At 65.1% G+C, this 23,425-nt stretch carries 26 protein-coding genes; 10 read left to right on the top strand and 16 right to left on the bottom strand.

What is annotated here, in order from left to right; genetic code table 11:
- Positions 1–151 precede the first annotated feature (151 nt).
- Positions 152–1,276 carry an N-acetylglucosaminyl phosphatidylglycerol synthase gene (gpgS, locus tag CHB99_RS01065; protein WP_042123040.1) on the top strand — a complete coding sequence of 375 codons (1,125 nt, stop codon included), beginning with the start codon at positions 152–154 and terminating at the stop codon, positions 1,274–1,276.
- The gene (gene gpgD / locus CHB99_RS01060; RefSeq protein ID WP_042123039.1) at positions 1,269–2,042 is read left to right on the top strand and encodes an N-acetylglucosaminyl phosphatidylglycerol deacetylase; all 774 of its coding nucleotides are present in this window, start codon (positions 1,269–1,271) and stop codon (positions 2,040–2,042) included. Before gpgS ends, gpgD begins: the two co-directional genes overlap by 8 nt.
- Positions 2,043–2,085: 43 nt before the next feature.
- Here gpgD and CHB99_RS01055 read toward each other — a convergent pair whose 3' ends face one another.
- Both CHB99_RS01055 and purU read right to left on the bottom strand, forming a co-directional pair.
- Positions 2,086–2,319 (bottom strand): hypothetical protein, encoded by a 234-nt coding sequence (locus CHB99_RS01055; RefSeq protein ID WP_042123038.1) that lies wholly within the window; start codon positions 2,317–2,319, stop codon positions 2,086–2,088.
- Positions 2,320–2,336: 17 nt separating this feature from the next.
- Positions 2,337–3,188 carry a formyltetrahydrofolate deformylase gene (gene purU / locus CHB99_RS01050; protein WP_042123037.1) on the bottom strand — a complete coding sequence of 284 codons (852 nt, stop codon included), beginning with the start codon at positions 3,186–3,188 and terminating at the stop codon, positions 2,337–2,339.
- Positions 3,189–3,497: 309 nt separating this feature from the next.
- On the opposite strand from purU, the gene mvaT reads away from it, so the two are divergent.
- Positions 3,498–3,878, top strand: a complete 381-nt coding sequence (gene mvaT, locus CHB99_RS01045; protein ID WP_042123036.1) for a histone-like nucleoid-structuring protein MvaT — start codon at positions 3,498–3,500, stop codon at positions 3,876–3,878.
- Positions 3,879–3,944: 66 nt separating this feature from the next.
- Here mvaT and sbcB read toward each other — a convergent pair whose 3' ends face one another.
- The 3 genes from sbcB to CHB99_RS01030 form a co-directional block, all read right to left on the bottom strand.
- Positions 3,945–5,375, bottom strand: coding sequence for an exodeoxyribonuclease I (gene sbcB, locus CHB99_RS01040; protein ID WP_042123035.1), 1,431 nt, complete (start codon positions 5,373–5,375; stop codon positions 3,945–3,947).
- 41 nt (positions 5,376–5,416) lie between these two features.
- Entirely contained in the window at positions 5,417–5,776 is a 360-nt protein-coding gene (locus CHB99_RS01035; protein ID WP_042123034.1) for a pilus assembly protein PilZ, read from the bottom strand.
- Positions 5,777–5,922: 146 nt separating this feature from the next.
- Positions 5,923–6,309 carry a tol-pal system YbgF family protein gene (locus tag CHB99_RS01030; RefSeq protein WP_042123033.1) on the bottom strand — a complete coding sequence of 129 codons (387 nt, stop codon included), beginning with the start codon at positions 6,307–6,309 and terminating at the stop codon, positions 5,923–5,925.
- 203 nt (positions 6,310–6,512) lie between these two features.
- On the opposite strand from CHB99_RS01030, the gene pyk reads away from it, so the two are divergent.
- The gene (pyk, locus tag CHB99_RS01025; RefSeq protein WP_042123032.1) at positions 6,513–7,964 is read left to right on the top strand and encodes a pyruvate kinase; all 1,452 of its coding nucleotides are present in this window, start codon (positions 6,513–6,515) and stop codon (positions 7,962–7,964) included.
- Positions 7,965–8,148: 184 nt separating this feature from the next.
- Here the strand turns inward: pyk and CHB99_RS01020 are convergent, their stop codons facing one another.
- Positions 8,149–9,084: an iron-sulfur-binding ferredoxin reductase gene (locus CHB99_RS01020; protein WP_042123031.1), complete on the bottom strand. Its 936-nt coding sequence runs from the start codon at positions 9,082–9,084 to the stop codon at positions 8,149–8,151.
- A 269-nt stretch (positions 9,085–9,353) separates the two neighbouring features.
- On the opposite strand from CHB99_RS01020, the gene CHB99_RS01015 reads away from it, so the two are divergent.
- Positions 9,354–10,877 (top strand): fumarate hydratase, encoded by a 1,524-nt coding sequence (locus CHB99_RS01015; RefSeq protein ID WP_042123030.1) that lies wholly within the window; start codon positions 9,354–9,356, stop codon positions 10,875–10,877.
- A 78-nt stretch (positions 10,878–10,955) separates the two neighbouring features.
- Here the strand turns inward: CHB99_RS01015 and CHB99_RS01010 are convergent, their stop codons facing one another.
- From CHB99_RS01010 to CHB99_RS00980, 7 genes are all read right to left on the bottom strand, one after another.
- On the bottom strand, positions 10,956–11,255 hold the full coding sequence (locus CHB99_RS01010; protein ID WP_042123029.1) for a ribbon-helix-helix domain-containing protein: 300 nt from the start codon (positions 11,253–11,255) through the stop codon (positions 10,956–10,958).
- Between the two features lie 87 nt (positions 11,256–11,342).
- Complete coding sequence (locus CHB99_RS01005) at positions 11,343–11,924, bottom strand: DJ-1/PfpI family protein (protein WP_042123028.1); 582 nt, start codon at positions 11,922–11,924, stop codon at positions 11,343–11,345.
- Positions 11,925–12,011: 87 nt separating this feature from the next.
- Positions 12,012–13,169, bottom strand: a complete 1,158-nt coding sequence (locus CHB99_RS01000; protein WP_042123027.1) for a phospholipase D-like domain-containing protein — start codon at positions 13,167–13,169, stop codon at positions 12,012–12,014.
- A gap of 1 nt (position 13,170) precedes the next feature.
- Positions 13,171–13,752 carry a YceI family protein gene (locus CHB99_RS00995; protein ID WP_042123026.1) on the bottom strand — a complete coding sequence of 194 codons (582 nt, stop codon included), beginning with the start codon at positions 13,750–13,752 and terminating at the stop codon, positions 13,171–13,173.
- Between the two features lie 45 nt (positions 13,753–13,797).
- Positions 13,798–14,094, bottom strand: coding sequence for a hypothetical protein (locus tag CHB99_RS00990; protein ID WP_042123025.1), 297 nt, complete (start codon positions 14,092–14,094; stop codon positions 13,798–13,800).
- Positions 14,091–15,119, bottom strand: a complete 1,029-nt coding sequence (locus tag CHB99_RS00985; protein WP_089266388.1) for a serine hydrolase domain-containing protein — start codon at positions 15,117–15,119, stop codon at positions 14,091–14,093. The genes CHB99_RS00990 and CHB99_RS00985 overlap by 4 nt, the downstream gene beginning before the upstream one ends.
- A gap of 176 nt (positions 15,120–15,295) precedes the next feature.
- On the bottom strand, positions 15,296–16,189 hold the full coding sequence (locus tag CHB99_RS00980; RefSeq protein ID WP_042123019.1) for an acyl-CoA dehydrogenase family protein: 894 nt from the start codon (positions 16,187–16,189) through the stop codon (positions 15,296–15,298).
- A 134-nt stretch (positions 16,190–16,323) separates the two neighbouring features.
- On the opposite strand from CHB99_RS00980, the gene olsB reads away from it, so the two are divergent.
- Together olsB and CHB99_RS00970 are read left to right on the top strand one after the other, a co-directional pair.
- Positions 16,324–17,079, top strand: coding sequence for an L-ornithine N(alpha)-acyltransferase (olsB, locus tag CHB99_RS00975; protein WP_042123018.1), 756 nt, complete (start codon positions 16,324–16,326; stop codon positions 17,077–17,079).
- A complete protein-coding gene (locus tag CHB99_RS00970) occupies positions 17,079–17,864 on the top strand; it encodes a lysophospholipid acyltransferase family protein (protein ID WP_042123017.1) in 786 nt (261 codons plus the stop codon). Before olsB ends, CHB99_RS00970 begins: the two co-directional genes overlap by 1 nt.
- Here the strand turns inward: CHB99_RS00970 and CHB99_RS00965 are convergent.
- Positions 17,840–18,442 (bottom strand): acyl carrier protein phosphodiesterase, encoded by a 603-nt coding sequence (locus CHB99_RS00965; protein ID WP_042123016.1) that lies wholly within the window; start codon positions 18,440–18,442, stop codon positions 17,840–17,842. The genes CHB99_RS00970 and CHB99_RS00965 overlap by 25 nt on opposite strands.
- Positions 18,443–18,736: 294 nt before the next feature.
- Between CHB99_RS00965 and CHB99_RS00960 the strand changes: the two genes are divergently transcribed.
- The 3 genes from CHB99_RS00960 to CHB99_RS00950 are packed head-to-tail and all read left to right on the top strand — an operon-like array spanning position 18,737 to position 21,280.
- A complete protein-coding gene (locus tag CHB99_RS00960; protein WP_042123015.1) occupies positions 18,737–19,039 on the top strand; it encodes an ArsR/SmtB family transcription factor in 303 nt (100 codons plus the stop codon).
- An 11-nt stretch (positions 19,040–19,050) separates the two neighbouring features.
- Positions 19,051–20,220: an MFS transporter gene (locus CHB99_RS00955; RefSeq protein ID WP_042123014.1), complete on the top strand. Its 1,170-nt coding sequence runs from the start codon at positions 19,051–19,053 to the stop codon at positions 20,218–20,220.
- A gap of 10 nt (positions 20,221–20,230) precedes the next feature.
- Positions 20,231–21,280, top strand: coding sequence for an alkene reductase (locus tag CHB99_RS00950; protein ID WP_042123013.1), 1,050 nt, complete (start codon positions 20,231–20,233; stop codon positions 21,278–21,280).
- Between the two features lie 183 nt (positions 21,281–21,463).
- Here the strand turns inward: CHB99_RS00950 and CHB99_RS00945 are convergent, their stop codons facing one another.
- Together CHB99_RS00945 and CHB99_RS00940 are read right to left on the bottom strand one after the other, a co-directional pair.
- Positions 21,464–22,330, bottom strand: a complete 867-nt coding sequence (locus tag CHB99_RS00945; protein WP_042123012.1) for a hypothetical protein — start codon at positions 22,328–22,330, stop codon at positions 21,464–21,466.
- Between the two features lie 90 nt (positions 22,331–22,420).
- Positions 22,421–23,416, bottom strand: coding sequence for an NAD-dependent epimerase/dehydratase family protein (locus CHB99_RS00940; protein WP_042123011.1), 996 nt, complete (start codon positions 23,414–23,416; stop codon positions 22,421–22,423).
- Between the last annotated feature and the right edge of the window lie 9 nt (positions 23,417–23,425).

The raw sequence follows: 23,425 nt of genomic DNA, 5'->3' as shown, positions 1-23,425 counted from the left end.
CCCATTCGCGAGCAAGCTCGCTCCCACAAGCGTTCTTACCGGGTGCCTTTGTTACCAATCGAACAAACTATTCTTTCCGTAGGTCAACTTTAAGGCGCGTCACCGCGGTCGCAGAACGCCGCGTGACTGTCCACAAGACGATCCCGGAGGGATGCTGATCGTGCATATCGCCGACATCACCATGTTCTACGCCCCCGCCAGCGGTGGCGTGCGGACCTACCTCGATGCCAAGCACCGCCGCCTCGGCCTCGCCCCGAATGTCCGCCACAGCCTGCTGATCCCCGGCGCCAGCGCCCGTCATGCCAATGGCATCCACGAGGTTCCCGCGCCGCCCCTGCCCTTCGGCAACGGCTACCGCTTTCCCCTGCGCCTGGCGCCCTGGTGCAACGTGCTGCGCGAGCTGCAGCCCGACCTGATCGAAGTCGGCGATCCCTACCTCACCGCCTGGGCCGCACTCGACGCGCGGCGGCGCCTGGATGTGCCGGTGATCGGCTTCTATCACTCCGATTTGCCACTGCTGGTCGGCAACCGCATGGGCAACTGGTTCACACCCAACGTGGAAGCCTATGTCAGCAAGCTCTATGGCAATTTCGACCGGGTCCTGGCGCCCAGCCAGGTGATGGCGCACAAGCTGCGCAGCCTCGGCGTGGGCAATGTCCACGTGCAGCGCCTCGGCGTCGACCTCAACACCTTCCATCCCGCCCGACGCGACCCGGCGCTGCGCGCCGAACTGGGCCTGGCCGAGGACAGCCGGCTGCTGGTCTTCGCCGGTCGCGGCTCGCGGGAAAAGAATCTGCCGGTGCTGCTCGACTGCATCCAGCGCCTGGGCAACCCGTATCACCTGCTCCTGGCCGGCTCGCACATGCCGGCCAACGTGCCGGACAACGTCACGGTGTTCGGCGAATTCCTCCCGGCCAGCGAAGTCGCCCGCCTGCTGGCCAGCGCCGACCTGCTGGTGCATGCCGGCGACCAGGAAACCTTCGGCCTGGTGATCCTCGAAGCGATGGCCAGCGCCACGCCGGTGGTGGCGGTAGCGGCCGGGGCCTTCAGCGAGATCGTCGATGCGCAGTGCGGCCAGCTGTGCCTGCCCGGTGATGGCAACGCCATGGCCGAGGCGGTGCGGGAGATCTTCGAACGCGGCACCGTGCGCCTCGGTCGACAAGCTCGCCGCCACGTCGAGCAGCACTACAACTGGGACAACGTGGTCAGCGGCCTGCTCGAACACTACCGCGCGGTACTGGGCTACAGCGACCTGCCGGTGCGCGCCCATGCCTGAGCCTTGTGCCGCCCCCCGCGCCGGGCGCAGCGTGCTGCTGGTGCTGCACGACGTCGCGCCGGAAACCTGGCCGGACTACCAGCCCTTCGTCGAAGCGGTGGACGCCCTCGGGCAGATCCCCATGACCCTGCTGGTGGTGCCGGATTTTCACCGGCGCAATGCCGTGGAGCGCAACACCTCGTTCCGCCGGATTCTCGACCATCGCCTGGTGCGTGGCGACGAACTGGCCTTGCACGGCTACTACCACGCCGACGACGGTCCCGCGCCGCGCACGCCCGGCGAATACTTCATGCGCCGCCTCTACACCTGGGAAGGCGAGTTCTACGCATTGAGCCAGGACCAGGCATTGCAGCGCCTGGGCGCCGGTATCGAGCTGTTCCGGCGCCTGGACTGGCCGTTGAGCGGCTTCGTCGCGCCGGCCTGGCTGATGAGCGAAGGCACCCGCCAGGCCCTGCGTCAGTTGCCGCTGCACTACACCAGCGACCCGCAGCATCTCTATCGCCTGCCCGACTTCACCCCGGTGACGGCGCCGGGCCTGGTGTGGAGCGCGCGCAGCGCCTGGCGACGAGGCCTGTCGCGAGCCGTCAGCGCGGTGCAGGAACGGCGCATGGCCGACGCCAGCACCATTCGCCTCGGCCTGCACCCGGTGGATATGCGCCATCGGTTTGCCCGGCGCTACTGGCTGAACACCTTGCAACATCTGTTGGCGGACGGGCGCATGCCAATGACCAAGCTGGCCTGGCTGGCCAGCCGGCCAGGGCCGTGAGACGCGTTGGCTGGCGGCACTGCTGACGCCCATGGTGGGCAAGTCAACCGCGGCGGCGGTGCGGGTCTGGCGGGTTGTGACCAACTACCTCTACCTGCTCAGCCGAGCCTTGCTTGAGCGCATCGCCGCTCGCCGCCAAGGTCTTCCACAACTCGGCGGCGCCCGGAAAATCGGTACCGTCCTCGCTGCCCAGGGCGCTCGGATCGTAACGGCTCAGGCACCCCTCACCCAGCGTGGGCGGAGGATGGGCGGTGGCTTTGTCGAAGGGATCGCTCATTGCACCGCCCTCGGGGGTCAGCCGAACACCACGGTCTTGTTGCCGTGCACCAGCACGCGGTCTTCCAGGTGATAGCGCAGGCCACGCGCCAGGACCATCTTCTCGACATCGCGGCCGAAGCGCACCATGTCCTCGATGCTGTCGCTGTGACTCACACGCACCACGTCCTGCTCGATGATCGGGCCGGCGTCCAGCTCTTCGGTGACATAGTGGCAGGTCGCGCCGATCAGCTTCACGCCACGCAGCGAAGCCTGATGGTACGGCTTGGCGCCAACGAAGGACGGCAGGAAGCTGTGGTGGATATTGATGACCTGCTGGGCGTATTCCTCGCACAGCTGCGGCGGCAGGATCTGCATGTAGCGCGCCAGCACCACCACGTCGGCGCCGTGTTCCTTGACCAGACGCGAGACCTCGGCGAACGCCGGCTGCTTGTCCTTCGGATCGACCGGGACATGGAAGAACGGAATGCCGTGCCACTCGACCATGCTGCGCAGGTCGTCATGGTTGGAAATCACGCAGGGGATATCGCAGTCCAGTTCATTGCTGTGCCAGCGGTGCAGCAGGTCGGCCAGGCAATGCGACTCGCGGCTGGCCATCAGCACGACACGCTTCTTCTGATCGGTGTCGGTGATCCGCCAGGTCATGGAGAACTCTTCGGCGATCGGGGCGAAGGCCTCGCGGAAGGCCTCGATGCCAAAAGGCAGGGTGTCGGCACGAATCTCGTGACGCATGAAGAACCAGCCGCTCAGGTCATCGGAGTGATGGCTCGCTTCGGTGATCCAGCCGTTGTGGGACGCCAGAAAATTACTGACTTTGGCGACGATGCCGACACGGTCGGGACAAGCGATCACCAGCCGATAGGTACGCATGCAGGGGGCTCCAGAACTTCGTAAAGGCGCACATTCTAGCGATTGCCCGGCAAAACTACAGTATCCATGTGATATCCGTCGCTTGCCGGACGGCCCCGTCTGGCGGGCCGCCGGAGGGCGCGACAGCTGTCGACGGACTAATCCACTTAGTCGTTCGACCAATAAGCACATGTAAATTGCACCCGCGACATTGCGCAGCGGAAATAAACCACTACTAAGAGCATGAAATCGAATTGTTTACTTGCGCAAATAGTCTGACTATTATTGCCGCACAGTTACCCGAGCTCACTATTTCCAAAGGAACGCCTCATGTCCCTGATCAACGAATATCGCGCTACCGAAGAAGCTATCAAAGAACTGCAAGCCCGCCTGCAGAGTCTGTCCGCCGACGACAAGCTGCAGAAAGAACTGGAGTTCGAGAAGAAGCTGCGCGAACTGATGGGGACTTACGGCAAATCCCTGAAAGACATCATTGCCCTGCTCGACCCTGAAGCCAAACTGAACAAGGCTCCTCGCGGCGCCGTGGCAAAGACCACCGGCACCAAGCGCGCGCGCAAGGTCAAGCAATACAAGAACCCGCACAACGGTGAAATCATCGAAACCAAAGGCGGCAACCACAAGACCCTGAAAGAGTGGAAAGCCAAGTGGGGCGGTGACGTCGTGGAAGGCTGGGCAACCCTGCTGGGTTAATTTTCCCGCTTAGCAAAAAAGACGCCGGCAATGCCGGCGTTTTTTATTAACTCTTCTTAACATTTTTTACACGTTCAAGCGTTGCCGCAAATTCGCGGCATACCCACGCCATTCCTCCAGCAGCGCCCGCTGGCTCCCCTGCGCCTCCGCCAGGGCCTGCAGCAGAGCGGCATCGAATGCCGCCAGGGTATGCGGCGCACCCAATGCGGGATCGATGAGTCGTTGCTGGCAGAACGTTCGCCACTGCTGTTGCTCCTCCTCATCAAGACTCGCCGGAAAGTTCCGAGCCCTATATCGGAAAAGCAACTCGGGCAAACGCGGGTCGTCGAACATCCAGCGTCGGCCGCTCAGTTCCTGCGGATCGGCGGCGCGCACCTGTTCGCATAAACGACGATCACGGTCGCCGATGAATCCGCCATATAGCTGCTGTTCAGGGTCTTCACTCTCGGCAAAATCACCCTCCGCATAAATTGACGTCAATTTATGCTCCCACTGCTCCCGTGCCGTCATCAGTCGTTCACCACGCCGCAGCAAATCGGACATATCCAGGCCCAGGCGTTGCTGATCTTCCTTGTGCAATACCGCCAAGGGCGCGACTACCGGGCAACGATTGATGTGCAGCAACTTGAGCGGAACTGGCAACTGCCCTTCGAGCATATCCTCGCGGCGCATGTATAAACGCTGACGCAATACTTCGGAATTTTCCGTCAGCAGCGGCTCAATATCCTGATGCAGATCGCACACGATCAAGGCATTGCGATTCTCCGGATGCCAGGCCAACGGCAGCACCACCCCAAGATAACTACGCGCCGCCGAGAAACGTCCGGAAATATGTACCAGGGGCTGCAACAAACGAATCTGCTCGAGAACTTTCTGCTTGCTGCGCAATTCGAACAGCCACTCGTACAGACGTGGTTGCCTGGCACGGATCAGACGCGCCAGCGCGATGGTGGCACGTACGTCGGACAGCGCCTCGTGCGCCTGGCCGTGCTCCAGGCCATTGGCCGCGCTGAGCAACTCCAGACGCAGGCTGACCTGGCCATCGACCTGCGGCCACTGGATACCTTGCGGCCGCAGCGCATAGGCCGTGCGCACCGTATCGATCAGGTCCCAGCGAGTGTTGCCGCCCTGCCACTCGCGGGCATAGGGGTCGAAGAAGTTGCGGTAGAGGCTGTAGCGGGTGACTTCGTCATCGAAACGCAGGGTGTTGTAGCCCGCGCCACAGGTACCTGGACGGGACAGCTCGGCGTGGACCCGGGTCATGAAGTCGGCTTCGGCGAGGCCATCGCGGGCCAGTTGCCCCGGACTGATGCCGGTGATCAGGCAGGCGGCCGGGTGCGGCAGGATGTCGTCGCTGGGCTGGCAGAACAGATTGATCGGCGCTTCGATCTCGTTGAGGTCCAGATCGGTGCGCACGCCAGCGACCTGCAAGGGCCGGTCGCAACGCGGATTGATGCCGGTGGTTTCGTAGTCGTGCCAGAAAATGCTGGAGCTCACGGCGGCTTCGTCCTGAACAGGGGAAATCGCCGGAGTCTACCTCATGCCGATGCCTGCAACGGACGGAAACTGAAGTAGTCGTGCAGGGCACTCACCAGTTCCTCGTACTCCCGCGGCGCCTGCAGCAGCATGAAACCGGAGTCGAAGAAGCCGGGACTCTCGTCCTCGTGGCACCACAGGCAACTGGCCGTGATATTGATGCGCTGCCAGCCATCGGCATGGCCGGGAATCCTCAGTTGCAGCTCGAAATCAGGCCCGACCAACAACGGCAGGGTGCTGATGAGCATGAGACCGTCTTCCGACGCATTGCCCAGGTAACCGATGGGCTGATCGGTGAAACGGTTGTAGACCTTGAGGAAGTAGGGAAGCAGGTGACGCTCGATTCGGTGCTCGGTATACATGGCAAAGGATCGCAATGGATAACCCTTTGAGCAGGGTCGCGCTAGTGCCGTCTTGTACAGGTGCACGCTGTTTGTACACAGTCTGTTTCAATCAGAGTAGCGCAGACCAGGGCAATGCTTCCAGCGGAAATTGCCCTGGCGGTCAATCAACGCAACGGCGCCAGCGGCGCGGGACGCGTCAGCGCGGCTTCACCCTCGCGATAATGTCCAAGCTGCTCAAGCGTTTGCAGGCGCGCGCGGGCACGGTAGGCATACTCGTTCCGCGGGTACTGCTGGATGATGTACTGATAGGTCTGCGCCGCATCGACGAACAGCTTCTGCCGCTCCAGGCACTGACCGCGCAACATCGCCGCTTCCGGCCAGATGAACGGCCGTGCGCGACTGGTGCGATCGACCTGCGACAGCTCGAGGGTGACCCGCTCGCAATCGCCGCGATCATAAGCCCGGTAGGCATTGTTCAGGTGGTGGTCCATGGACCAGCGGGTGCAGCCGACGACACTGGTCGCCAGGGCCAGGATAAACAGGGCTCGCATGGGGATTCTCCTTTGCTGAGCACTATATCGGCGTTTTCCGACAAATCTATAGGCGATACCGGGTTGGACCACGAACACCTCACAACTTCCGCGAACACCGTTCAAACGCCAGCCAGACCCCTCCCAAGGTAGTGCAAAGGAACAATGACTACAGCGTTTTTCAGGAGTAGCCTCTCGCTGCGCTTCACTACAGGAGTCTGTGCATGACCATCCGCCGCACCAAAATCGTCGCCACCCTCGGCCCCGCCAGCAATTCACCGGAAGTGATCGAGCAACTGATCCTCGCCGGCCTGGATGTCGCCCGCCTGAACTTCTCCCACGGCACGCCGGACGAGCACAAGGCGCGCGCCCGCCTGATCCGTGACATCGCTGCCCGCCACGGCCGTCATGTGGCATTGCTGGGCGACCTGCAGGGTCCGAAGATCCGCATCGCCAAATTCACCAACAAACGTATCGAACTCAAGGTCGGCGACCGCTTCACCTTCTCCACCGCCCACCCGCTGACTGCCGGCACCCAGGAAATCGTCGGCATCGACTACCCGGACCTGGTCAAGGACTGCGGCGTCGGTGACGAACTGCTGCTCGACGACGGCCGCGTGGTCATGCGCGTCGAAACCGCCACCGCGGACTCGCTGCACTGCGTGGTGCTGATCGGCGGCCCGCTGTCCGACCACAAGGGCATCAACCGCAAGGGTGGCGGCCTGACCGCGCCGGCCCTGACCGAGAAAGACAAGGCCGACATCAAGCTGGCCGCGGAAATGGACCTGGACTACCTGGCCGTGTCCTTCCCGCGTGACGCGAGCGACATGGAATACGCCCGTCGTCTGCGCGACGAAGCCGGCGGCAGCGCCTGGCTGGTGTCGAAGATCGAGCGCGCCGAGGCCGTCGCCGACGACGAAACCCTCGATGGCCTGATCCGCGCCAGTGACGCAGTGATGGTTGCCCGTGGCGACCTCGGCGTGGAAATCGGCGATGCCGAGCTGGTGGGTATCCAGAAGAAGATCATCCTGCACGCACGCCGCCACAATAAAGCGGTGATCGTCGCGACCCAGATGATGGAGTCGATGATCCAGAACCCGATGCCGACCCGCGCGGAAGTGTCCGACGTCTCCAACGCCGTGCTGGACTACACCGACGCCGTCATGCTCTCGGCGGAAAGTGCTGCCGGTGCCTACCCGCTGGAAGCGGTGCAGGCCATGGCGCGGATCTGCCTGGGCGCGGAAAAGCACCCGACCAGCAAGACCTCCAGCCACCGCATGGGCACTCAGTTCAGCCGTTGCGACGAGAGCATCGCGCTGGCCGCCATGTACACCGCCAACCACTTCCCGGGCGTGAAGGCGATCATCGCCCTGACCGAGAGTGGCTACACCCCGCTGATCATGTCGCGGATCCGTTCTTCGATCCCGATCTTCGCCTTCTCCCCGCACCGCGAGACCCAGGCCCGCGTGGCCATGTTCCGCGGCGTCTACACCGTACCGTTCGACCCGGCGGCGCTGCCACCGGAGCAGGTCAGCCAGGCGGCGGTGGACGAGTTGCTCAAACGCGGTCTGGTCAAACAGGGCGACTGGGTCATCCTGACCAAGGGCGACAGCTACCACACCATCGGTGGCACCAATGGCATGAAGATCCTGCATGTCGGTGATCCGCTGGTTTGATTGCTGTTATGAATGAAAACGCCCGGTCCTGAACCGGGCGTTTTCATTTGAAATCGGGGTTGCCTGTTCCTGGGGCCGCGTTGCGGCCCTTCGCGAGCAAGCTCGCTCCCACACGGTATCGAGCGGTGCTCTGCATTTTCTGTGGGAGCGAGCTTGCTCGCGAAGGACCGCAACGCGGTCCCAATCAGGCATGTCCCACGAAGAGATCGGAATACACCTGATTGCGCGGCACCCCGGCCAGAAACAACCGCCGCGAAAACGCCTCGACACTCCCCGGCGCCCCGCATACCAGCGCCACGGTCTGCCGCGACTGAACCCGCAACGCCGCCAGCGCCGCCGGCAATTCCCCCGGTGTCACCAATTCCACCTGCAACTGCGAATAGCGCCCCGCCCTCTCCCGCAATTCCTCCGCCAGGTAATGCGCCGCGCCATCCCGCGCCAGATGCAGCAACCTGATCGGCCCGCGATGCTCCTGGCGCAACGCTTCGCGCAAGATGCCCCACAACGGCGCCAGCCCGGTGCCCGCCGCCAGCAGCCAGAGCGGCCGGTCCTGCCACTCCGGGTCGTAGTGCAAGGCACCGCTGCGCAACTCGCCCAGGCGCAACTCGTCGCCCACGGCCAAGCGCCGCGCCTCGGTGCAGAAGGCGCCGGGATGCCGACAATCGATATGAAACTCCAGCCACGGCTCCTCCCCCGGCACGCTGGCCAGGGAGTACGGCCGCGCGACGCCCGAGGCGTTCCACAACAAAAGATGTTGTCCCGCCTGATAACGCAGGCCGTTCAACGGCTGCAGGCGCAGGCGCAGTACCTCGCCGCGCCAGTCCGCCGCGACGACGCGCGCCGGCTGGCCATCGGTCTTCGGATCGAACAACGCCACCCGCAGGTCCATGCCGACCCGGCACTGGCACGCCAGGCGCCACCCCGCCTCGCGCTGTGCCGCGCCCAGGGCCTCGGGGCGCCCGTCTTCCGGTTCGCCTTCGAGGCAGCGCACCAGGCAGGCATGACAACTGCCCGCCCGGCAGCTGTAGGGCACGCCACAGCCCGCCTCGTTGAGGGCATCGAGCAGGTTGCTGCCGGGCGCAACGGACCACAGGCGTTCGCCGACACGCAGTTCGGGCATCGAGGTTCATCTCCAGAAAATATTCATACGCCAATCTAGGCCTGTTCCGTAGGACAGGCCAAGGAAAACAGCAAGAACGATGCCGGGCGATAACCGACCATGGTTGGACCACTGGCGCGTGTACCAACGGCCGAGGCGCGCTATACTGCCGCGCCTTTTTTGCGTCGGACACCCCGTCCTGGCGCGTCTGAAAGGTCGTTTCGACAACTCGGCCTGTCCGCGTCGGAATACCTTATTGAATGTTCCCGTGTTTAAGAGGAGCGCGCTGCATGACCGTGATCAAGCAAGACGACCTGATTCAGAGCGTCGCCGATGCCCTGCAATTCATTTCGTACTACCACCCCGTCGATTTCATCCAGGCCATGCACGAGGCCTACCTGCGTGAAGAGTCGCCCGCCGCGCGCGACTCCATCGCGCAGATCCTGATCAACTCGCGCATGTGCGCCACCGGCCACCGCCCGATCTGCCAGGACACCGGTATCGTCACCGTGTTCGTCCGCGTCGGCATGGACGTGAGCTGGGACGGCGCCACCATGAGCGTCGACGACATGATCAACGAAGGCGTGCGTCGCGCCTACAACCTGCCGGACAACGTCCTGCGCGCCTCGATCCTGGCCGACCCGGCCGGTGCCCGCAAGAACACCAAGGACAACACCCCGGCGGTGATCCACTACTCCATCGTCCCGGGCAACACCGTGGAAGTGGACGTCGCGGCCAAGGGCGGCGGCTCCGAGAACAAGTCGAAGATGGCCATGCTCAACCCGTCCGACTCGATCGTCGACTGGGTGCTCAAGACCGTCCCGACCATGGGTGCCGGCTGGTGCCCGCCTGGCATGCTCGGCATCGGCATCGGCGGTACCGCCGAGAAAGCCGCGGTAATGGCCAAGGAAGTGTTGATGGAGTCCATCGACATCCACGAACTGAAAGCCCGTGGCCCGCAGAACCGCATCGAGGAACTGCGCCTGGAGCTGTTCGACAAGGTCAACCAGCTGGGTATCGGTGCCCAGGGCCTCGGCGGCCTGACCACCGTGCTCGACGTCAAGATCATGGACTACCCGACCCACGCCGCTTCGCTGCCGGTGTGCATGATCCCGAACTGCGCCGCCACCCGTCACGCCCACTTCGTCCTCGATGGCTCCGGCCCGGCCGAACTGGAAGCGCCGTCGCTGGACGCCTACCCGGAAATCGTCTGGGAAGCCGGTCCGTCGGCTCGCCGTGTCGACCTCGACACCCTGACCCCGGAAGACGTGCAGAGCTGGAAGCCGGGCGAGACCATCCTGCTCAACGGCAAGATGCTCACCGGCCGCGACGCCGCGCACAAGCGCATGGTCGAAATGCTCAACCGTGGCGAAGAGCTGCCGGTGGACCTGAAAGGCCGCTTCATCTATTACGTCGGCCCGGTCGATCCGGTGCGTGAGGAAGTCGTCGGCCCGGCCGGCCCGACCACCGCGACGCGCATGGACAAGTTCACCCGCCAGATCCTCGAGCAGACCGGTCTGCTGGGCATGATCGGCAAGTCCGAGCGCGGCCCGACCGCCATCGACGCGATCAAGGACAGCAAAGCCGTGTACCTGATGGCCGTCGGCGGCGCCGCCTACCTGGTGGCCCAGGCGATCAAGAAATCCCAGGTCCTGGCCTTCGCCGAACTGGGCATGGAAGCGATCTACGAGTTCGAGGTCAAGGACATGCCGGTCACCGTCGCGGTCGACAGCAAGGGCGAGTCGGTGCACATCACCGGTCCTGCGATCTGGCAGAGCAAGATCGCCGAAAGCCTGGCGGTGGAAGTGAAGTAACAAGCCCCACGCTTCAAGCGGCAAGCTTCAAGTGAAAGGCCAAAGCGGCGTGGATATCCACGCCGCTTTTTTATTGGCTCAACGAGCGACGGCCTTCAGCGGCACCGCCTCGGCCACCCGTCGCTGGCTCAGGTAGCGAATGCAGCTGACGCGCAGGAACGACGCGAAGTTCACCACCTCGCCGCGGTACTCCATCACCTCGTCGTAGAGCTTGGTGATCAGCTGGTTGGTGGTCATGCCATCGACCTCGGCGATTTCCCGCAGCACATCCCAGAACTGGTTTTCCAGGCGCAGCGTGGTCACCACCCCGCGAATGCGCAGCGAGCGGCTGCGCGACTCGTAGAGGATCGGGTCGGCCTTGACGTACAACTCGCACATGGCGCTTCCTTCATTCTGAATGGTGGACGGCCTTGCGTGATCCCGTAGGAGCTGGCTTGCCTGCTCCTACAAGGGCCGCGTATGCCTTCACAAGGTGATGCGGGTACCCAACAATCCCAGGAAACCCGCCAGCCAGGCGGGATGGGCCGGCCAGGCCGGGGCGCTGGCGAGGTTGCCCTGGACATGGGCCTGGGTAACCTCGATGTCGACATAGCGACCACCGGCCAGCTTCACTTCCGGCGCGCACGCCGGGTAGGCACTGCACTCGCGACCTTCCAGCACGCCCGCCGCCGCCAGCAGCTGCGCGCCGTGGCAGACCGCGGCGATCGGCTTTCCGGCCTGGTCGATGGCTTTCACCAAGGCCAGGACGTCCTCGTTCAGGCGCAGGTACTCGGGCGCGCGACCGCCGGGAATCACCAGGGCGTCATAGTCCTCGGCCTTCACCTTGGCAAAATCGAAGTTGAGGGCGAAGTTGTGCCCCGGCTTCTCGCTGTAGGTCTGGTCGCCCTCGAAATCGTGGATCGCCGTGGGCACCGTCTGCCCCGCCTGTTTGCCCGGGCACACCGCGTGCACGACATGACCGACCATCTGCAGGGCCTGGAACGGCACCATCACTTCGTAGTCTTCGACGTAGTCGCCCACCAACATAAGAATCTTCTTGGCCGCCATTTCACCATCTCCTTCGCGTGCAGTGGAAAAGATACCCAGACACGGTAGTCCCTGCCGAGCACTTGCGGGTAATAGGCCAGTACTACGTCAGTCGCGACGATCGAGCAGGTTCACCACCACCCGGTCGAGCCAGCCCCACACCCGCTGCTGCAGACGCCACCACAACGGTCGGGCACGCCAGTCATCGAGCTGGATCTCGCTGCTCTGGGCGAAATCACGAACGAAACTCTCGCTGACCGCCAGGGTGAGCGCCGGGTCGATGGCCTCGACGTTGGCTTCGAGGTTGAAGCGCAGGTTCCAGTGGTCGAAGTTGCACGAGCCGATACTCACCCAGTCATCCACCAGGACCATTTTCAGGTGCAGGAAACACGGCTGGAACTCGAAGATCTTCACTCCGGCGCGCAACAGGCGCGGGTAATAGCGATGACCGGCATAACGCACCGAGGGATGGTCGGTGCGCGGCCCGGTCAGCAGCAGACGCACATCGATGCCACGGGCGGCCGCGCGGCGCAGGGAGCGGCGGACTTTCCAGGTCGGCAGGAAATACGGCGTGGCCAGCCAGATGCGGCGCTGTCCGCTGTTCAGGGCGCGGACCAGGGATTGCAGGATATCGCGGTGCTGGCGGGCGTCGGCATAGGCGACCCGGCCCAGGCCCGCGCCAGTCAGCGGCACCCGCGGCAGGCGCGGCAAGCCGAAGTGGGTCGGCGGACGCCAGGCCACGCGGCGCGGGTTGGCCCGCCACTGACGGTCGAAGAGCATCTGCCAGTCGGCCACCAGCGGGCCCTGCATCTGCACCATCACTTCGTGCCATTCGCTGCTGGCCTGATCAGGGTGCCAGAACTGGTCGGTAACCCCGGTGCCGCCGACCCAGCCAACGCCCTGGTCCACCAGCAGCAGCTTGCGGTGATCGCGGTACAGGTTGCGTACCCCCCGGCGCCAGCGCAGGCGGTTGTACCAGCGCAGCTCGACGCCGGCGGCCTGCAGGCGCTGGCGCAGGCCCATGGTGAATGCCAGGGAGCCGTAATCGTCGAACAGGCAGCGCACCTTCACCCCGCGCTCGGCTGCGCTGACCAGCGCCTGGACCATGGCCTCGGCGCAGGCGCCGGCTTCCACCAGATACAGCTCCAGGTCGACCTGAAACCCGGCACGGGCGATGGCGGTGAGCATGGGCGGGAAAAACGCCGGTCCGTCGATCAGCAACTCGAACTGGTTGCCGGAACGCCAGGGAAAGACCGGCCCGGCCATCTCAGCGCGCCGTGAAGATCAGCACCGCACCCACCGGCACCGAGAGGTTGATCGACTTGAGCCCGGCAGCCTTGCGCAGGGTCTCCAGGCCCGGCGCAAGGTCGAAATGCTCGGCACGCAGCACCAGCGGCTCCAGGGTCACGACCTGAAAGCGTCGCTCGTCGAGACGGGTCGCCAGCAACTGGGCGTTGTAGCTGTGGCTCTTGCCGTGCAGCGTGACATTGACCGGCAGGCGCAATTCCAGCTGGGCGCCGTTGGCCAGGTCGTTGATCGGACGCAGGTCAAGCTGGGCACGGATCACCGCTTCGGGGAAAGCCGCGACATCGAACAATTCCTTGCGCATGCGCTCGTCGCGCAGCGGGATGCCGCTGCTGATGGACTCCATCTCGACCTCCAGCTCGGCCGCGCCCTTGCGGTCGACCTTGCCGTGCAGCACCAGGAAGCGGTGCACTTCGGACACGTCGCCGTTCTTGCTGCTGATGAAGGAAAGACGCGATGACTCGTTGTCCAGATACCAGTTGGCCTGGGCGGGAAGGCAGACGATCGCCAGCGAGGCGAGCAGAAGGCGAAGCGGGCTGGGCATGGAAAATCCTGAAACACTGTGGCGCTCAACCTTACCCGCCCGCCTTCACGGCAGCAAGCCGCAGCCCTCGCGCGGACCGCGCCATTGCGCGCTGGCCTCGCGCCCCAGGCCACGAGCGTAGACCCGTCTGGCCTGCGCATCGTCGCGCAGTTCGCCGAGCGGCAGCCATTGTTTGACGTAGCCCTGGCAGTAGCCGGCGTCGAAGCCCATCACGTAGCGACAGGAACAGTACTCTTTGGCCGAGTAGGCACTGAGAATGCCGGGAAACGCGCTCAGTGCCGCGCGCTCGGACCAGCCCCAGAGCAGCAGGCCGAGGAGGACCAGCAGCGACAGGCGTTTCATGAGCGCGCTCCCGGAAAGGCCGCCAGGACAAGCCGCAACAGGCTGTTGTGCTGGAAACTGCCGTCGCGGTCGTCGGCGTAGCGCACGATCACCAGTCGCTGTTGCGGCAGGACGTACAGGCCCTGTCCCCAATGGCCAAGGGCGGCGAAGGTGTCCGCCGGCGCATCGGGCCAGGCACCCGCGTGGTTGAGCCACCAGTGCCCGCCCGGCAGCGGCTCGCCAGGTTCGTCCGCGGCCTTGGCGAAGGCCTCGCGGTTGAACGCCACCCAGTCCGCCGGCAGCAACTGGCGGCCCTGCCAGCGGCCGTCGTCGAGCATCAGCTGACCGATGCGCGCCAGTTCGCGGGCGCTCATGTAGAGGTAGGAAGAGCCGACGAAGGTGCCCTGGGCGTCCCGCTCCCAGACCGCATGCTGGATGCCCAGCGGTTCGAACAGGGCGTGCCAGGGATAGTCGACGTAGGCCTCGGCGCCGACCATCTGGCGCAAGGCAGCGGCCAGCACGTTGCTGTCGCCGCTGGAATAGAGGAAGCGCTCGCCGGGCGCCGCCGCCACGCCATGCGCCGCGGTGAACCCGGCCATGTCACCGCGACCGCGGGTATAGAGCATCGCCACCACCGAGGACTTCAGCGGGGCATATTCGTAGTCTTCCTGCCAGTCGAGGCCACTGGCCCAGTGCAGCAGGTCCTCGATGCGCACCTGCGGGTGGGCCTGCATCGGCGGGTAGAACTTCGCAGCGGGATCGTCCAGTTTGAAGCGGCCTTCGCCATAGGCGATGCCGAGGACAGTGGCCAGCACGCTCTTGCTGATCGACCAGGTGAGGTGCGGGGTGTCGGCGCGGGTGGGGTCGGCGTAGCGCTCGAAGAGCACCTTGCCGTCGCGGATGACCAGCAGGGCGTCGGTGCGCACGCCCTCACGGGTTTGCTCGTCGCGGGGCGGGAAGGCATAGGCTTCGAGGGCCGAAACCTCGCTGGCCGAGGCCGGGGCGATGAGTGCCCAGAGCAGGAATCCGATGAACGCGATGCGCATGGCCTGTACCCGAAATGGTGGTCGGGCAAGGCTAGCAGGGGTTCATGACAGGATTGGGCGTTGTTCTTGCGGGCCTCATCGCGGGCAACGCCCGCTCCCACAAGGTTCGGCGGTGCATGCAGTCTTGTGGGAGCGGGCGTTGCCCGCGATGAGGCCCGTAAGAACAACATCAATGTTCAGGAAAAGCCCGCAGCCCTCCAGGCCTTCTCCAACCGCTTCAGCCGCGCCGCACTGGCAATCTCCAGAATCCCCTGGTCGCGCATCCACAGGTTCGCCCACTCCCCTTCCGTGGCCGCCAGCGCCGCGTTGATCTCATCCCGCATTGCACTGAACTGGGCGAACAGCCCACCCAGCAACAAATGACTGGCGGGCGCTTCGGCACTCTGCCGACTGCCTTCGGCACAGCCGCCGAGCAGCGCCAGCAGGCGCAACTGCAACCCCTGCGCCCAGCCATGACTACGCCCGATGCCGTACAGCCAGGCACAGATGGCACTCAGCACATAGAGGTCTTCAAGGGTGCGGAACGGCTTCACATAAGCATCCCAGCCATCCCCCGCCAGCCGCTCGCACAATGCCTGTTCCAGGTGCAGCCGGGCATGCCCGACTTCCGGCATCAGCGGCAGCGCCGGCAGGGGCTCCAGACGTACCCCCGGCTCGCCGGGATAGATCACCGCCAGGCTCAGTTGCGGCGCCTCCCCTGGCGCCTCGCTGCGCGCGGCCACCAGCAGCCAGTCGGCGTCGGAACCACAGGTGACGAAATCCTTGCGGCCGTCCAGGCGCAGTGCCGCAAGGTCCAGACGCATCGTCATGTCCGCCGGGCGCACACTGCGCTTCTCGCTGGCGCACAGCGCGCCGAGACCGCCTGGCGCGCTCGGCCAGAGCACCCGCAGCGCCGCCTGGTAGCCGGCCAGAAAGGCCAGCCCCGGCGTCGCCATCGCCTGGCCGCCGAGCACCGCCAGTTCGAACGGCGATACCGGCCCCAGACGGTCCAGCAGGCTGGCCCAGGTGTCCCCCAGGTTGTCCAGGAGGGGTTGCGCATGCGTCTCGTCGAGTCGTTCCAGCCAGCTCATGAAAGGCTCCTCGGGGGCTGTCATACAAGCATCACCAAACATTCACGGGGGTGACACCCCGTCTACCTAGTCTCTGAGCTTGCACAACAAAGTCGACCGGCCGCAACCCCATGGCTGGCTTATGGAGACTCGCAATGACTCAGATCGCTCGCTCTGGCGACAACAGCACTGAACGCCGTCTGCAAGCCGAACGCCTGGTTGGCCCGGCTGCCCTTCGCGAGGCCCAGGCCCTGCGTTTCAGTGTCTTCAGCGGTGAATTCAAGGCCAAGCTCAAGGGAGCCGAGCAAGGCCTGGACATGGACGATTACGACGCGCACTGCCTGCATATCGGCGTGCGCGACCTCAATAGCGGTCGCCTGGTAGCCACCACCCGCCTGCTCGACCACCGCGCCGCCAGCAGCCTGGGACGCTTCTACAGCGAAGAGGAATTCAGCCTGCACGGCCTCGGCCACCTGCAGGGCCCGATCCTCGAACTGGGCCGCACCTGCGTGGATGCCGCCTACCGCAATGGTGGCACCATCGCGGTGCTGTGGAGCGAGCTGGCGGAAATCCTCAACGAAGGCCGCTACAGCTACCTGATGGGCTGCGCCAGCATCCCGATGCAGGATGGCGGCGTACAGGCCCACGCGATCATGCAGCGCCTGCGCGAACAGCACCTGTGCACCGAATACCTGCGCGCCGAACCGAAGAACCCGCTGCCGAACCTGGCCTTGCCGGGCAACGTCATCGCGCAGATGCCGCCGCTGCTCAAGGCCTACATGCGCCTGGGCGCGAAGATCTGCGGCGAGCCGTGCTGGGACGAGGACTTCCAGGTCGCCGACGTGTTCATCCTGCTCAAGCGCGACGAACTCTGCCCGCGCTACGCCCGTCACTTCAAGGCGGCGGTGTGATGCAGCGCGTGCGGGTGTACGCCCGCATCGTCCGGGTGTTGCTGGTGGTCATGCTCGGCCTGGGCATGGCCGCGCTGTTCGGCCTGTTCGAGCGCCTTGGCATCAACGCCTCGGCGCAGCGCCGGCAGCGCTGGTCGCGGCTGTTCATGCAGCGCCTGAGCAATGCCCTGCCGTTTCGCGTACGGGTGATCGGCGAGCTGCCGCAACAGCCGATGCTGTGGGTCAGCAACCATGTGTCGTGGACCGATATCCCGTTGCTCGGCATGCTCGCGCCGCTGTCCTTCCTGTCCAAGGCCGAAGTGCGCACCTGGCCGGTGGCCGGCTGGCTGGCGCACAAGGCCGGAACCCTGTTCATCCGCCGTGGCGGTGGCGACAGTCAACTGCTGCGCCTGCAGATCAGCCAGCACCTGCAACAGGACTGCGCCCTGCTGATCTTCCCGGAAGGCACCACCACCGACGGCCGCAGCCTGCGCACCTTCCACGGTCGCCTGCTGGCCAGCGCCATCGACAGCGAAGTGGCGCTGCAACCCATCGCCCTGCGCTACCTGCGCGATGGCCAGGCCGACCCGATCGCGCCGTTCATCGGCGATGACGACCTGCTGTCGCACCTGATGCGGTTGTTCGCCCAACCGTGTGGGGAAGTGGAGGTGCACCTGCTGCAGCCCATTCCCAGCCTGGGCATGGAGCGTGCCGCTCTGGCCTTCCAGGCCCAGCAGGCGATCACCCGGGCGCTGTTCGGCGAAGCCGCGCAAAGCGTGCCTCAGCGCCGCGCCAAGGCCGCCTGAGAATCGGCCAGCGCCGCGGCCGCGAAGGCCTGCAACTGCGGATAGAACTGGCGGAAGTCCTCCAGCAGCAACGGATACAGGGCTTCCACCTCCGCCATCGCCCCGCTCATGCCCTCGGGCCGTGACAGGCGCCGGGCGATGCCCCTGAACACTTGCTCCAGCACCGCGAACTGGCGATACGAACCCAGCCAGTCATCCGCCGCCATCAGCGGTGCGATCTGCGCCAGCCGTCCTGGCAATTCGCGCTCCGCCTCCAGTACCTGATAGACCCGCGCGGTGAACTGCGGCAGCGGCTGCCGCGCGTAGTCCTGCCAGTGCAGGGCCAGGCAGTGGTCGAAGAACACGTCGAGGATGATTCCGGCGAAGCGGCGTCGCTGGGCGGGGAAGCGTGCCAGCGAAGCGAGTACCAGCGGGTGACTGTCGGTGAAGGTATCGATGCGCCGGTGCAGGCGGATCGCCTGTTCCAGGGGCAGGGAAAAGCGGCCTTCCAGCGGGCCCTTGACGAAGTCGCCATAGAGGCTGCCGAGCAATTGCTCGGGCTGGTCGCCGCCGAGGTGGAGGTGGGCTAGGTAGTTCATGGGGAGTGAGTGTAACTCAGCCTGGTGCGCCCACTATCGATCCCGTAGGAGCGTGGCTTGCCCGCGAAGGACCGCAACGCGGGCCCACAGACCTCATGGCCTTGAACCTATGCGGGACCGCTGCGCGATCCTTCGCGGGCAAGCCACGCTCCTACGCAAAAAGCTCGCGCTTGACTCACTGGCATAGATCGATTTCTTCCACCTCCCAAACCTTTTCATATTTGTATATCGCGAAATACCGATTTATATTTCGCCACATCGCGATATACCGCTACATACCCCACGAGCCCGACCATGCCCCTTGATCTCGACGAAATAATAAAAGCCCTCGCCCACCCCGTGCGGCGCGACATCCTCGGCTGGCTGAAAGACCCGCACACCTGCTTCCCCGACCAGCACCACAGCCTCGACAACGGCGTGTGCGCGGGGCAGATCGACCAGCGTTGCGGCCTCTCGCAGTCCACCGTCTCGGCGCACCTGGCCACCCTGCAACGGGCCGGCCTGATCAGCAGCCAGAAGGTCGGGCAGTGGAACTTCTTCAAACGCAACGAGGACACCATCCAGGCGTTCCTCGCGCAATTGAGCCGCGAGCTCTGAACAGGAATCCCATGCCCCTTTCCCTCTTGATCCTGGCGCTCAGCGCCTTCGCCATCGGCACCACCGAGTTCGTCATCATGGGCCTGCTGCCGGACGTGGCCCGTGATCTCGGCGTATCGATCCCCGGCGCCGGCTGGCTGGTCACCGGCTACGCCCTCGGCGTGGCCATCGGTGCGCCGTTCATGGCCATGGCCACCTCGCGCCTGCCGCGCAAACTGGCGCTGGTTTCGCTGATGGGTGTGTTCATCGTCGGCAACCTGCTCTGCGCGGTGGCCAGCGACTACAACCTGCTGATGGTCGCCCGAGTGGTCACCGCGCTCTGCCACGGTGCCTTCTTCGGCATCGGCTCGGTGGTCGCCGCCAGCCTGGTGCCGGCCAACCGGCGCGCCTCGGCGGTGGCGCTGATGTTCACCGGCCTGACCCTGGCCAACGTCCTCGGCGTGCCGCTGGGCACCGCGCTGGGCCAGGTCGCCGGCTGGCGTTCGACCTTCTGGGTGGTGACCGGCATCGGCGTGATCGCCCTGATCGGCCTGATCCGCGTCCTGCCGCTGCGCCACGACGAGGAAAAGCTCGACATGCGCGCCGAACTGGCCGCGCTCAAGGGCGCCGGTATCTGGCTGTCGCTGTCGATGACCGTGCTGTTCTCGGCGTCGATGTTCGCCCTGTTCACCTATGTCGCGCCGTTGCTCGGCGATGTCACCGGCGTCAGCCCGCGCGGCGTGACCTGGACCCTGCTGCTGATCGGCCTGGGCCTGACCCTGGGCAATATCCTCGGGGGCAAGCTGGCCGACCGCCGCCTCGGCGCCACCCTGATCGGCGTGTTCGCCGCCATGGCCGTGGTCTCCACCGTCCTCAGCTGGACCAGCGTCGCCCTGATTCCCGCCGAGATCACCCTGTTCCTCTGGGCCACCGCCGCCTTCGCCGCGGTGCCGGCGCTGCAGGTCAACGTGGTGATGTTCGGCAAGGCCGCGCCGAACCTGGTCTCGACCCTGAACATCGGCGCCTTCAACCTGGGCAATGCCCTGGGTGCCTGGATCGGCGGCCTGGTCATCGCACAGGGCCTGGGCCTGACCCGCGTGCCCCTGGCCGCGGCAGTGCTGGCGGTGCTCGCGCTGATCGTCACCCTGATCACTTTCAGCCAGGCCGGTGGCAAGACCGAACTGGCTCCGGCAACCCACTGAGGTTCATGCAATGACGACTCTGTTTGATCCGATCACCCTCGGCGACCTCGAACTGCCGAACCGCATCATCATGGCGCCGCTGACCCGTTGCCGCGCCGACGAAGGCCGGGTACCCAACGCGCTGATGGCCGAGTACTACGTGCAGCGCGCCAGCGCGGGGCTGATCATCAGCGAAGCCACTTCGGTGACGCCGATGGGCGTGGGTTACCCGGATACCCCGGGGATCTGGTCCAACGACCAGGTGCGTGGCTGGACCAACGTGACCAAGGCGGTGCATGCCGCGGGCGGGCGGATCTTCCTGCAACTGTGGCATGTGGGGCGGATTTCCCACCCCAGCTACCTGAACGGCGAGCTGCCGGTGGCACCGAGTGCGATCCAGCCCAAGGGGCATGTCAGCCTGGTGCGTCCGATCACCGCCTACCCGACCCCGCGGGCCCTGGAAAGCGCCGAGCTGGAGGACATCGTCGATGCCTACCGCAGCGCCGCGGAGAATGCCAAGGCCGCCGGCTTCGACGGTGTCGAAGTGCATGCGGCGAATGGCTACCTGATCGACCAGTTCCTGCAGAGCAGCACCAACCAGCGCAGCGACCGTTATGGCGGTTCCCTGGAAAACCGCGCGCGCCTGCTGCTGGAAGTGACCGACGCGGTGATCGAGGTGTGGGGTGCACAGCGGGTCGGCGTGCACCTGGCACCGCGCGCCGATGCCCATGACATGGGCGACGCCAACCGCGCGGAAACCTTCACCTATGTCGCGCGGGAACTGGGCAAGCGCGGCATCGCCTTCATCTGCGCGCGGGAGATGGAAGCCGACGACAGCCTCGGGCCGCAGATCAAGGCGGCGTTCGGAGGGGCGTACATCGTCAACGAACGCTTCGACAAGCGGAGTGCCAATGCCGCGCTGGCGGCGGGCAGCGCCGATGCCGTGGCCTTCGGTGTGCCCTTCATCGCCAACCCGGACCTGCCGGCGCGCCTGGCGGCGGATGCACCGCTGAACGAGCCACACCCCGAGACCTTCCATGGCAAGGGGCCAGTGGGCTACATCGATTATCCGCGGCTGTAAAACTGACACGCTTCCCCTGTAGGAGCTGGCTTGTCGTGTGACGAACCACTGCGAAGGACCGCAAAGCGGTCCCAGACTTCAACGCTTTCGGGGACCGCTGCGCGGTCCTTCGCAGTGGTTCGTCACACGACAAGCCAGCTCCTACAAGAAGAGCGGCGTCGAAGCGGAGAGCGGCGTCAAACGTTAATTACGGGCATTGATCTGCTGCTGCAGATTCTGCACCTGACTCTGCAGGGTGTTGATATTGCGAGTCATCTGCCCGCGGAAGGCATCGAACTCCGCCGTCGACGCCCCGCCAGCGGCCGCCACGGGTGCGGGACGATTTTCCTGCTCGCTCTTGAGCACGATCAGGTCCTGCTCCAGACGCTGGGTCGCCGCCGCCTGGTTCTTCAGCTGGGCATCGATCTTGCCGCCATCCACCCGCGCGGCCTTCAGCGCGGCGACATCGTCGGCCACCGCCTTGATCTGCGCATTGATCTTGCCGCCGTCCAGCTGGGCGGCCTTGAGCGCGGTCAGCTCTTCGGCCACGGCTTTCAACTGGGTCTGCAACTCGGTCTGCAACTGGGCATTGGCCGCCTGCTGCTGGCTGACCTGGACCATCGCCGCCTCCAGGCGCTTGCCCAGTTCGCCGGCCTGACCCGCGACGCCTTCCTGCTGCTTGCCCTGCTCGGTCAGGCTCGCCTGCAATTGGCGCACCTGGAGTTTCAGCGCTTCGTTCTCGGTCGCGGCCGAGCTCTCGGTGGCGCTGACCTTGCCGGAAATCGCCTGCAGGCGCCCCGCCGCTTCTTCGCTGATGCGGGCGAAGCTCTCCTGGGTCGCCACCAGTTGCTGCTCCATCAGCGAGATCTGCTGAAAGCTCCACCAGGCCACACCGCCCAGGGCAATGAACGCCGCGCCGAGCAGCGCCCACAGCGGCCCGACCATCGGCGCCCTGGCCGCCCGCTTGCGCGCGGTGCGCGGGTGGGCGACCGGAGCGAACTCATCGTCGTCGCGCTCCACCGCCTTGAGCGTGGGCACGTTATCAAAATCGTCTTGAGCATCGTTGCGCATGGGCAGTTTTCAACCACAGTGATAGCAAAATGGGCGCTAGTATAACCACCTGTAACGCCGCCCTCATCGGCCACAAGTACGGTGTCGGGTTCAATGACCGCCGTGCTGCGCCTGCCACCAGGCGCAGAACTCGTCCAGCGCGGCCCAGATGCTCACCTGCGGGCGGTAATCCAGGTAATGCCGGGCGCGACCGATATCCAGGGTGAAATCCTTGCTCATCACCTGCACGCCAAGGCGGCTCAGGGTCGGCTGCGGGCGGCCCGGCCAGAGCCTGCAGAACCCTTCGTTGAGCGCCGCGGCGGTGTAGGCCAGGCCGACGGAACGGTAGCGGGTCACCGGCGGCAGCGACATGCGCCGCATCACGTAATTGACCACATCCCACACCGGCAGCGGATGACCGTTGCTGATGTTATAGGCCTGGCCCAGTGCTTCCGGACCGGCGTTGAGGGCACTGAGCAGCGCCTCGTTGAGGTTCTGCACGCTGGTGAAATCCACCTTGTTCAGGCCGTTGCCGATGATCGCCAGGCGTTTCTTGCACTGCATCTGCAGCAGCCGCGGGAAGATGCTGACGTCGCCGGCACCGGTAACGAAGCGCGGACGCAGCGCCAGCACCTCGAGGCCGAATTCCTGGGCACCGAAGACCTTCTGCTCGGCCAGGTGCTTGGTCGCCCCGTAATGGTCGTAGAAGCGCCGCGGCACCTGCTCTTCGGTGATGCCGGTACGCGAGCGGCCGGTGAAATAGATCGAGGGCGACGACAGGTGGACCAGACGCCGCACATGCTCCTTGAGGCAGGCCTCGACGACGTTCTCGGTGAGCACCACATTGCCCTGGTAGAAGTCCTGGTAACGCCCCCAGTTGCCCACGGCACCGGCGCAATGCACCACGCTGTCGATGCCCTGGCACAGGCGCCGGGCCACTTCCGGATCGCCCAGGTCACCGGGAATGAATTGCGCGCCGCGACGTACCAGGTGTTCGACCCCTTCGGCCCGACGACCATTGACCCGAACCTCCAGGCCCTGCTCCAGAGCGAAACGCGCGAAGCGCCCGCCAATGAAGCCACTTGCGCCGGTGACCAGAATTCCCATGAAGCACTC

The organism is Pseudomonas japonica, from assembly GCF_900188455.1.
GTDB classification, from domain to species: Bacteria; Pseudomonadota; Gammaproteobacteria; order Pseudomonadales; family Pseudomonadaceae; genus Aquipseudomonas; species Aquipseudomonas japonica.
Note: the sequence above shows the minus strand (reverse complement) of the source record. Positions and strands in the feature narration are given on the sequence as shown.